The sequence below is a fragment of the Pseudomonas sp. GD03858 genome, assembly GCF_029840925.1.
GTDB lineage: Bacteria > Pseudomonadota > Gammaproteobacteria > Pseudomonadales > Pseudomonadaceae > Aquipseudomonas.
This window is the reverse complement of sequence record NZ_JAOCDM010000029.1, coordinates 40,945-51,776: the sequence shown is the minus strand read 5'-3', so window position 1 is coordinate 51,776 and position 10,832 is coordinate 40,945. Positions and strand designations below refer to the sequence as shown.

8 protein-coding genes are annotated in these 10,832 nt (G+C 63.6%); all 8 read left to right on the top strand.

Annotated elements, in window-relative coordinates:
- The first annotated feature begins 377 nt into the window (after positions 1-377).
- The 8 genes from N5D48_RS10730 to N5D48_RS10695 all read left to right on the top strand — a co-directional run bounded on the left by N5D48_RS10730 (position 378) and on the right by N5D48_RS10695 (position 10,791).
- Positions 378-2,021 carry an acetolactate synthase large subunit gene (locus N5D48_RS10730; RefSeq protein ID WP_279883923.1) on the top strand — a complete coding sequence of 548 codons (1,644 nt, stop codon included), beginning with the start codon at positions 378-380 and terminating at the stop codon, positions 2,019-2,021.
- A gap of 191 nt (positions 2,022-2,212) precedes the next feature.
- Positions 2,213-4,159 (top strand): FAD-dependent oxidoreductase, encoded by a 1,947-nt coding sequence (locus tag N5D48_RS10725; protein WP_279883921.1) that lies wholly within the window; start codon positions 2,213-2,215, stop codon positions 4,157-4,159.
- A gap of 135 nt (positions 4,160-4,294) precedes the next feature.
- Complete coding sequence (locus N5D48_RS10720; RefSeq protein ID WP_279883919.1) at positions 4,295-5,191, top strand: nitrilase family protein; 897 nt, start codon at positions 4,295-4,297, stop codon at positions 5,189-5,191.
- A gap of 93 nt (positions 5,192-5,284) precedes the next feature.
- The gene (locus N5D48_RS10715; RefSeq protein WP_279883917.1) at positions 5,285-6,352 is read left to right on the top strand and encodes a hypothetical protein; all 1,068 of its coding nucleotides are present in this window, start codon (positions 5,285-5,287) and stop codon (positions 6,350-6,352) included.
- Positions 6,349-7,326 carry an asparaginase gene (locus N5D48_RS10710; protein WP_279883915.1) on the top strand — a complete coding sequence of 326 codons (978 nt, stop codon included), beginning with the start codon at positions 6,349-6,351 and terminating at the stop codon, positions 7,324-7,326. Before N5D48_RS10715 ends, N5D48_RS10710 begins: the two co-directional genes overlap by 4 nt.
- Before the next feature lie 84 nt (positions 7,327-7,410).
- Complete coding sequence (locus tag N5D48_RS10705) at positions 7,411-7,965, top strand: UPF0149 family protein (RefSeq protein WP_279883913.1); 555 nt, start codon at positions 7,411-7,413, stop codon at positions 7,963-7,965.
- Between the two features lie 162 nt (positions 7,966-8,127).
- Complete coding sequence (locus tag N5D48_RS10700) at positions 8,128-8,757, top strand: glutathione S-transferase (RefSeq protein WP_279883911.1); 630 nt, start codon at positions 8,128-8,130, stop codon at positions 8,755-8,757.
- 18 nt (positions 8,758-8,775) lie between these two features.
- Positions 8,776-10,791 (top strand): pyridoxamine 5'-phosphate oxidase family protein, encoded by a 2,016-nt coding sequence (locus tag N5D48_RS10695; RefSeq protein ID WP_279883909.1) that lies wholly within the window; start codon positions 8,776-8,778, stop codon positions 10,789-10,791.
- The last annotated feature ends 41 nt before the right edge of the window (positions 10,792-10,832 follow it).

Here is a 10,832-nt window from a genome sequence, read left to right as displayed (position 1 = left end):
TCCGCATCCGCCAAACCAAAACCGCCCCCTGTAGGAGCGGCCTTGCGTCGCGAAAGGGGCGCGTAGCGGCCCCAGGATTTATGCATCAAGCAGATATCGCCGGGGCTGCTTCGCAGCCCTTTCGCGACACAAGGCCGCTCCTACACAGGCATCCGTTTGCTGACGAACATGCAAATATCCTTTGCTCGTCGGCTACCTCACATCGGTGCGCCACAGGTGCGACAATATTGCCGTCACAATTACGTGACTTCCCCGTACCTACCCTGCGTCAAGGCTTAGGTTCGGGGCAATCCTGGCACCCGGACCGAGCGATGCCAGCGTACCGTGCTGCGCATTTCTGGACTTTCACCGTCCTATTACTTGAGGTTAGAAGCAAGATGGCCAAGGCCGCCGATGTCGTTGTGCAATGCCTGGAAAACGAAGGTGTCGAATATGTGTTCGGCATTCCTGGTGAGGAAAACCTCGACCTGCTCGAGTCCCTGCGCAAATCGAAGATCAAGCTGGTGCTGACCCGCCACGAGCAATCCGCGGGCTTCATGGCCGCCACCTATGGCCGTCTGACCGGCAAGACCGGCGTCAGCCTGTCGACCCTCGGCCCTGGCGCGACCAACCTGGTGACCGCCAGTGCGTACGCCTACCTGGGCGGCATGCCGATGATGATGATCACCGGCCAGAAGCCGATCAAGAAGTCCAAGCAAGGCCGTTTCCAGATCATCGACGTGTGCGGCATGATGGACCCCATCACCAAGTACACCCACCAGTTCGCCTCGGCCGACAACATTCCTGCGCGCATGCGTGAAGCCTTCCGCCTGGCCGAGGAAGAGAAGCCGGGCGCCGTGCACCTGGAGCTGCCGGAAGACATCGCCGCCGAGCAGACCGACGCCCTGCCGATTCCGCGCAGCCTGCACCGTCGCCCGCTGGCCGAGCACGTGGCCATCGAAGCCGCCGTGCAGAAACTGCAGAACGCCCGCAACCCGATCCTGGTGATCGGCGCCGGCGCCAACCGCAAGATGACCGCCAAGGTCCTCAAGCAGCTGATCGACAAGACCGGTATCCCGTTCATCACCACCCAGATGGGTAAAGGTGTGGTCGACGAGCGCCACCCACGCTTCCTGGGCAACGCCGCGCTGTCGTCCGGTGACTTCGTGCACCGCGCCGTCGAAGCCGCCGACCTGATCGTCAACATCGGCCACGACGTGATCGAGAAGCCACCGTTCTTCATGGTTCGTGGCGGCACCGAAGTCATTCACGTCAGCTTCCGCTCGGCCGAGGTGGATGCCGTGTACTTCCCGCAGGTGGAAGTGATCGGCGACATTGCCAACGCCGTGTGGCAGATCAGCGAAGCGCTGACCGACACCAGCCACTGGGACTTCACCCGCCTGATGGCCATCCGCGAAGCGAACGAAGCGCAGATCGCCGAGGGCGCCGATGATGACCGCTTCCCGATCTACCCGCAGCGCATGGTCGCCGACATCCGTCGCGCCCTGCCGTCCGAAGGCATCGTTGCCCTGGACAACGGTATCTACAAGATCTGGTTCGCCCGCAACTACAAGGCCCACAAGCCCAACACCGTGCTGCTGGACAACGCCCTGGCGACCATGGGCGCCGGCTTGCCGTCGGCCATGGCCTCGCACCTGGTGTATCCGGATCGCCCGGTGATCTCGGTCTGCGGCGACGGTGGCTTCATGATGAACAGCCAGGAGCTGGAAACCGCCGTGCGTCTGGGCATGCACCTGACCGTGGTGATCCTGCGCGACGATGGCTACGGCATGATCCGCTGGAAGCAGGCCAACATGGGCTTCACCGATTTCGGCCTGGACTATGGCAACCCGGACTTCGTCAAGTACGCCGAAGCCTACGGTGCCAACGGCCACCGCGTGGAAAGCGCCGAAGGCTTCCTGCCGCTGCTCGAGCACTGCATCAAGACCCCTGGCGTGCACGTGATCGACTGCCCGGTGGACTACAGCGAGAACGACCGCATCCTCAACAGCGAGCTGCGTGAGCGCGCGCTGGCGGTCTAAACGCTGACGACCAATCGCGGGACAAGCCCGCTCCTACAGGTATTATGCGGTCCCTGTAGGAGCGGGCTTGTCCCGCGACAGCGTAAGTGCAGGCAACAACGTACGCTGCACCACAATACACATCTACCGATCCCCACCTCTCTGCTCTCGGCATGCTCAGGCTCTTCACCTACCCTGAGAACCCGAGACCGATGACCATCGGATCAACGCACAACCATCCCGCCGACCTTGCCGTCGAGTCTCACACTCCAGTGCTGCCATGGGCCGCACGTTTCCCGAACCCGCCTGACCTGTGTTTCGACTACCGACGTCTCGTCGAACAACTGGGCGGCATTGCCCAGGCTGCTCGTCCTGTACATCGCATCTGCATTGTCGGTGCTGGCGTCACCGGCCTCACCGTCGCACGTGAACTGCTGCGCTGTGGTTTCACCCAGATCACCCTGATCGAGCAAGCCCGGCGTATCGGGGGACGTCATCTCACCGTGTCACCCTCTGCTGACAAGCCACCAGCACACATCGCCCCCTTCGAGACGGGCGCCATGCGCATGCCGTTCTTCAACCGAACCGGCGAGCCGCCCAAGGCAGGCCATTCATTGATGGCTTACTACGCAGATCTGTTCGACCTGCGGCTTTCCGACTTCCCCAACCCTGGTACGCCGTGGGTCAATGCGACGGGTATCTACCTGCGTGAAGGCCAACTTGAAGGGGAGAGTGATCCGAAACTGCTGATCTGGAAGAATCCCGAAGGTCACAGCCCGCCACCTACTGCGGCACTACAGAGAATTCATGGCAAGTGGCGGCGCTTTGCCGAGCGTTTCGCCGAACAGGTGGCCGCCATTTACGGCACAGAAGGTTGGCTGGCGATGTGGTCGGCAATCGTCGAGCGATATCACAGGCTGTCGTTCCGTGACCTGGTATTGCTGCCGGCCCAGGAGGCTTGGGACCCCAGCAATCCAGGCGATTTCGGTGGCCTTGGCATGGACAGTGACGAGTCGGCGATCTTCTATGCAATCGGTATCGGAGATGGCAGCTGGGGGGCCTTCTACGACGTGTGTTGCCTCTATCCGCTACGTACTGCCATTTTCGGATTCAGCAGCCATCTGCAGCTTGTGCATGGGCGTGTAGACGAAATGGGGCGAGTGCTTGCTGCGCCGTATCAGGATGTCGAGACTGTGCCCGACAGCAAGGGCCTGCATTTCCAGGCTCCTGCCTACCTGGGGATCGCCGCGTTGGATGAGGCCCTGCTGTTCATGGGCATCGCTGGCTTGGGCGAATCCTTGTACAGCCAATGCGTGGCGCGTAAGGATGGCCTGCTGACGGACAGCTCTGTTCATGGCCTGCACAAATTGGCCGATGGCCGTATCCGCGTCGATTACCGTTGGCGGCACAGCGATGACACCAAGGCTCAGCCGATGAGTGACGTGTTCGACAGCGTGGTGCTTACCACGCCATCCTGGTTGATCGAAACAGGGATGCGCCTGGAGGGCTTCTCCCGGAGCATGCTGCCAGCGGTCATTGTCGAGGCCTGGAAGCACGCCCATTGGGAGACCAGCTGCAAGGTTTATGCGCCGCTGCGTAAAAGCTTTCTCGACCAGTATCCCCATCTGCCGCAGATCCTGGTCAACGACAGCTTCGTGCACGATGTCTATGCCTACCGTTACAACGATCAGCACACCTGTGATTGCATCCTGCTCAGCTACACCTGGGAGGACGATGCCACCAAGCTGGCGGCGTATTCAGACGCGGAGCTTGTGGAAAAATGCGTAGCGGAACTCGATCGGATTCTGTTGCGTTGCACCAACATAGGCGAGCCCATCTCGCCGCATATCGATCTTGGAAACACCCGTATCCAAAGATGGATGACAGACAGGAATGCACTTGGCTGTGCGAAATTGTACCGGGCGGGAGCCTATTACGAAGCGGTAAACCTGATGAAGTACAACCGCGACCTAAGTGCCTATTCAGGGCTCTACCTCGCCGGGGAATCTTTCTCTGTCGATGCCGGCTGGACCGAGCCATGTTTGCGGACTGCCATCGATACGGTGATCAACCTCTGCCACAACACCGGTGCGCGCTTCAACGGGCGTTTCTCCCTTGAGCACTATCCGCATTATCAGGTGCCTCGACAGGCGTTTTGAAACAACTTTGTAGGAGTGCTCCTCCACGTATTTTCGCAATCTCCCTCAATTCCAGAGGACAGTGCTGACTGTCGCTCCATACGCCATGCCCGTTCTACTGGCGGCCTTCCATAACAACCAGAAGAAGAAGCCGCCATGCAGGAACACGCCACTCCCGTCAGCCCCGTGCGAATTGCCGTCGTCCAGTACGACCCTCAGGTCGGCCTGGACCATTGCGATGGCAACCTCAGCCATGGCTTGGCCCTGGCCCGCCGCGCCGCACGCGCAGGGGCGAACCTGAGCGTGCTGCCGGAACTGGCCAACACCGGCTACACCTTCAACTCTCGCGCCGAAGCCTATGCCCACGCCGAGTCACTGTCCGATGGACGATCCCTGCAGGCCTGGGCGGAGTTCGCCCGTGAGCAGCAGGTGTATCTGGCCGCAGGCTTCGCCGAGCGTGACGGCCTGAAGCTCTTTGATAGCGCCGTGCTCTTCGGTCCGTATGGGCTGCTGGGGCATTATCGCAAGGCGCACCTGTGGAACCAGGAAAAGCTCTGGTTCACCCCCGGAGACCTGGGCTTCCCGGTGTTCGAAACGCCCATCGGCCGCATCGGCCTGCTGATCTGCTGGGACATCTGGTTCCCGGAGGTGCCACGGCTCATGGCCGCGCAGGGCGCCGACATCATCTGCAGCCTGAACAACTGGGTCTGGACGCCGCCGCCGCTGTTCGACGAAGCCGGGCGCTGCATGGCCTCGTACCTGACGATGACAGCAGCCCACGTCAACAATGTCTATATCGCCGCCGCCAATCGCATCGGCTGCGAACGGGGCGGGCGCTTCCTCGGTTGTTCGCTGATTGCCGGCACCAACGGCTGGCCTATCGGCGAGGTGGCCAGTGCCGAGGAGGAGTGCATCCTCTATGCCGACGTCGACCTCAGCGCCGCCCGCTCGGCGCCGATCTGGAACAGCCTCAACGACCTGCCGCGTGATCGGCGTACCGACCTCTATGACGCCACCTTGGGTTATCGGCTGCATGCGCCGATGCCACGTTGAGGAGGGGGTATGGAACAGCGCCTTTCATTACCACGACAACGGTCGTCGTCATTGATACTCGCCGGTCTGGCATTGCTTTGCGTTGCTAGCTTGATGCTGGGTGGATGGCCCGACTATGCGCAGCTTGTCGCCACCCTCGACCAGCCGCTGAGCAGGCTGCGCTGGATTGTCGGCGATATCAGCGAGGTCGCCTTCTACAAGCACGAGTTGCCGGCTCTGGGGCTGTTGCTGGGGGCGGGCCTCGCGCATTGGGCCCAGCAGCGCGGGTATCGCTGGCAAGGCTTTGCCATCTGCTACGGCACTGGTCTGTGGCCCTGGCTGATCATCAGCTCGCTGCTCGGCCTGCTGCTCAGCCATGCGTTGTGGGGCTGGACGTTGGAGGGTGGTGCCTGGCAGCCGACCTTCGTCGCCTTCGTCTCGCTGCCGGCGGCCATGGTCCTGCTATTTGGCGGTGGTTGGCGCGTCGCGATCAATGGCGCGCTGCTCGGTGCCGTGCTGGTCACGCCGGCCAGCCTGCTACTGGTCAACTACCTGTGCTACCCGCTGCAGTTGCCGGTGGTGATCGGCAATGTCAGTGGCATGGCCCTGGCCAGCGTGCTGGCGTTCCTGCTGTGCAAGCGCTTTCCGGCGCTGGTTCGCGATGGACAGCGCTCAGCGGTCGCCGCGACGGCCAGCCAGCCGGACTATGGCGTGGTCTGGACCTTGCGTCGGGTACTGGCCGATTTCAGCGAAGCGCCGTTCTTCGGCAATGAACTGGCCAGCCTCGGCTTGCTGCTGGGCGTCTTGCTGGCTTATGTATTGGCCCCGGCGGCACCGGCCTATGGATCGCAACTGGTGCTGCAGATGGTCGCCGGGCAGGCATTGGCATCGCTGGTCGGTGTGCTGTTCTGGCGGCGGCAATGGCAAGAACGGGGCTGGTATCCGACCTATATTCCCATCGTGTCGATCGTGCCTGCCGCCGTGCTGACACTGGGCGGTGGCTGGCAGGTGATCGTCGCCAGCGCCGTGCTCGGCGCGCTGATCGCGCCACCGCTTGCCGTGGCCATCAGCCGGCGTCTGCCAGGCTACATGCACGGCTATATCGGCAATGTCCTGTCCATGGCCATCAGCACCCTGGGCATCGTGCCCCTGGTCGGCCTGCTTGCCGGAGGTAACCCATGACATCACCACGCGTTTCGATCGGCAGCCTGGGCGGCACGGTCAGCATGCAATCCGGGGCGCCGGGGCAGGGTGTGACACCCCGGCTCGATTGCGCCGCGCTATTGGCGTCCCTACCGCAACTGCAGGCACTGGCGCAGATCAGCACCGCCACGTTATGCCTGGTGCCGAGCGCCTCGCTGGCGTTCAGCGACATGCTGAACGCGCTGGTCTGGGCAAACGCGCAAGTGCAAGCGGGGGCCCAGGCCGTGGTCCTCACCCAAGGCACCGATACGCTGGAGGAGACCGCGTATTTCCTCGACCTGCTCTGGCCCCATGACACCCCGCTGATCATGACCGGCGCCATGCGTTCGGCCAGCCAGCCGGGCGCGGATGGTCCGGCGAACCTGTTGGCGGCGGTGCAGGTTGCAATAGCCGATGGCAGCCGGGGGCGTGGCGTGTTGGTGGTGATCAACGACCAGATCCACCTGGCTGCGCGGGTGCGCAAGACTGCCAGCCTGGCGATGGCGGCCTTCGAGTCGCCCGGTGCAGGGGCGATAGGGGAGGTCGTGGAGGGCAGCCCAATTTATCGCCAGGCTGCCACGCCACGGCGGGTGTTACCCCTGCCGGTGCAGGTGGATCACCAGGTCGTCCTGCTGGAGGCCTGCCTCGATGCCGATACGAGGCTGCTGCAAGCCCTCGGTGGCCTGGGCTATTCAGGGCTGGTGGTTGCCGGATTCGGCGCAGGCCATGTCTCCGAGGTCTGGGCCGAGGCGTTGGGGAGCATCGCTGGCAACATGCCGGTGATCATCGCCACCCGTACCGGCAATGGCCCGACGGCCCTGGGGACCTATGGGTTCATCGGCGGCGAGATCGACCTGCAGGCCCGGGGCCTGCACATGGCCGGCTGGCTCTGCCCGCGCAAGTGCCGACTCTTGCTGTGGCTGCTGATCGGTACCGGGCGGCAGGCCGATCTGGCGCACTGGCTGCAGCAATAGTCCGATGCCCGTTCCCGCGATGGGAGCGGGCAAGCGTTGCCTGTGCTAGGGTGCAGGCAAATCTCCGCCCCAGGACACCCGCCCATGCTCCCCGCACTCAGCGAAAAAGAACTCGACCGTCTCGAAGACCTGCTGATCACCTACGGCAACGATTATTCGGTGCTCAACCTGGCCGAGCTCAACGGCTTCTTCACCGCCTTGGCCAGCTCCCCTGCCAAGGTCAACCCCGAGCAGTGGTTACCCGTTGTCGCTGGCGGCAAGGTGCCGAAGTTCAAGAAGCCCGCCGATGAAGAGGCCTATACCGCGTTGATGCTGCGCTATGCCAACCAGGTCGCGGAAGAGCTGACCAACGACCTCGAGCACTTCGAACCGTTGTTCGAGGAGAGCGAAGGCGAGGAAGGTCCAGCGATCATTCTCGAGGAATGGTGCTTCGGCTACATGCGCGGCACGCAAGTGGCCGAGTGGAGCGAATTGCCGCCGGAGCAGGATCGTCTGCTCAAGGCCATTTCCCTGCATGGGCTGGAAGACAATTTCGAGCTGCTCGACTCGATGAGCTTCGATGAGCACCAGGCCTGTGTGCCGCTGGTGGTCGAGGCGGCGCGGGGGCTGTATCAGTACCAGAAACAGCACCGTCATTGAGATCGCCATCGCGAGCGCGTGGGAACGGGCCTGCCCCGCGAGTATGATTATTCCATCTGACGAAATACTGGATTGCTCCCGGCACTGATTCTGCTGTCGGGCGATCCAGTGCAGCATGTCCTCCAGCAGCGCCACTCCCGGCGCTGATCCGGAGCCCCGCACATGCCAAGCCCGATCAAGCTGTACAACTTCCCCAAGTCCGGCCACGCCCACCGCATCGAGCTGATGCTGTCGCTGCTCGAACTGCCCACCGAACTGGTCTTCGTCGACCTGGCCAAGGGCGAACACAAGCAGCCAGAATTTCTCGCCATCAACCCCTTCGGCCAGGTGCCGGTGATCGATGACAACGGCATCATCATCGCCGATTCCAACGCCATCCTGGTCTACCTGGCCAAGGCCTACGGCGGTGAGCGCTGGTTGCCTGCGGATCCGGTCGGTGCCGCCCGAGTGCAGCGCTGGCTGTCGGTGGCGGCGGGTCCCCTGGCCTTCGGCCCGGCGGCGGCACGCCTGGTGACGGTGTTCGGCGCCTCGTTCAACACCGATGAAGTCATCGGCCGCGCCCACACCCTGCTCAAGGTGATCGACGCCGAACTGGCCAAGGGCCCGTTCCTGGTCGGTGACCAGGCGACCATCGCCGATATCGCCAACTACTCGTACATCGCCCACGCCCCGGAAGGCAACGTGTCGCTGGAGCCGTACCCCAACGTGCGCGCCTGGCTGGCCCGGGTCGAGGCGCTGCCGGGCTTCGTGCCGATGCCACGTACGATCATCGGTTTGCAGACCACCCTCTGAGTCCCGAGGAATGCCGCCATGCAATCGCCCTGGCATGCAGGTGAAAAACGGCTGCAGGAGCACGTCGGTGTTGCAGAGCGCATGGAGGTGTTCGGGCAAAAGGTCATTCGTGACTACATGCCCGACCAGCATCGCACGTTCTATCAGCAGCTGCCGTTCATGGTGGCCGGTGCCGTGGACGCCGCAGGCAAACCCTGGGCGACGCTGCTCGAAGGCCCGGAAGGCTTCGTCAGCTCGCCCGATCCACGGCAGCTGTTGATCGGGACCGACCTCGCCAGCGACGATCCGGCCACGCCCGGCCTGGTGGCGGGTGGCGCCATCGGCCTGCTGGGGATCGAGCTGCACACGCGACGGCGCAATCGCCTCAATGGCCTGATCCGCAGGGCCAGCGCCGGCCAGCTGGAGGTGGTGGTCGAGCAATCGTTCGGCAACTGCCCGCAGTACATCCAGCTGCGCGAGTACACCCGCGTCGACGAGCCGCCGCAGAAGCGCCGGGATTCAGCGGCGCTCGATGCCGCAACCCGCGCGATGATCGAAAACGCCGACACCTTCTTTGTCGCCAGCTACGTCGATCAGGACGCTGGCCAGCGTTCGGTGGACGTGTCCCATCGCGGTGGCCGGCCTGGTTTCGTCAGGGTCGAGGGCAATCGCCTGACCATTCCCGACTATGCCGGCAACCTGCATTTCAATACCCTCGGTAATCTGCTGGTCAACCCGGTCGCCGGCCTGCTGTTCGTCGACTTCACCAAGGGCGATGTGCTGCAGGTTTCCGGGCGTACCGAGGTGATTCTCGACAGCCCGCTGATCAGCGCCTTCGAAGGCGCCGAGCGGATCTGGACCCTGGAGATCGAGCAGGTGGTGCTGCGCCGGGCTGCCGTGTCGCTGCGCTGGGCCTTCCAGGAATACGCACCCACCAGCCTGATGACCGGCACCTGGCGCGAAGCCGAGCAGCGCCTGCAACAGCGCGAACGGCAGCACCAATGGCTGACCTGGCGGGTCCTGCACATAGAACAGGAGAGTCGCGATATCCGCTCGTTCCATCTGCAACCCGAGGATGGCGCCGCGGTGGCCTTCGCCCCTGGTCAACATATTCCCGTGCGTTTGCGTATCGATGGGGAGGCGCCGCTGATCCGTACCTACAGCCTGTCCAGCGCGCCGTCCGATGGCTTCCTGCGCATCAGCGTCAAGGCACAGGGGCCGGCGTCACGCTATCTGCACCAACAGGTGAAGGTCGGCGATCGTCTGGAGGTGCGCCAGCCCATGGGCAGCTTCACCCTGGATCAGCAGAGCGACCGGCCCCTTGTGCTGATCGGTGCGGGCGTCGGCATCACCCCGTTGATCGCCATGCTCCGCGAGCAGCTGGCGAAAGTGCAGGGGCGACGCATCTACCTGTTCCATGGCGGGCGCACACTGGGCGACCTGCCGTTCCAGCAGGAGCTTGCTGCGCTCCAGCAAAACGCCAATGGCTTGCTGAGCATCCATCGTGCCCTGAGCCAGCCCGAACCCCAGGCCGTGCTGGAGCATGACTACCAATTCGCCAGTCGTCTGGGCATCGAGCAGATCAAGGCCACGCTGGCATTGGACGACTACGATTTCTACCTCTGCGGCCCGGCCAGCTTCACCCAGGACCTGTACGAAGGCCTGCGCGGCGTACATGTGCCCGACGCCCGCATCCATGCCGAAGCCTTCGGCCCCTCGACCCTGCGCCGCCACACCGACGACAACCAGCCGACGCTGCAGCAGCCCCCGCCCGCCAGCGAACCGGTGCCGGTGTACTTCGCCAGCTCCGCCAAGGAAGCGCGTTGGGCGCCGGACAGCGGCACGCTGCTGGAACTGGCGGAAAGCCGTGGCCTGTCGCCGGACTTCAGTTGCCGAGGAGGCTCCTGCGGTACCTGCAAGACCAAACTGGTCAGCGGCCAGGTCCACTACCCGAACCCGCCCGCCGAATTGCCCGAGCCCGGCAGCGTGCTGATCTGCTGCGCCATCCCCGCCCAGGCCGAGGACGGCGTGCAGCCCCTGGTACTGGAGCTCTAGCGTGACCACGGCGATAATCGCCCTACGACAACGCGTGGGGC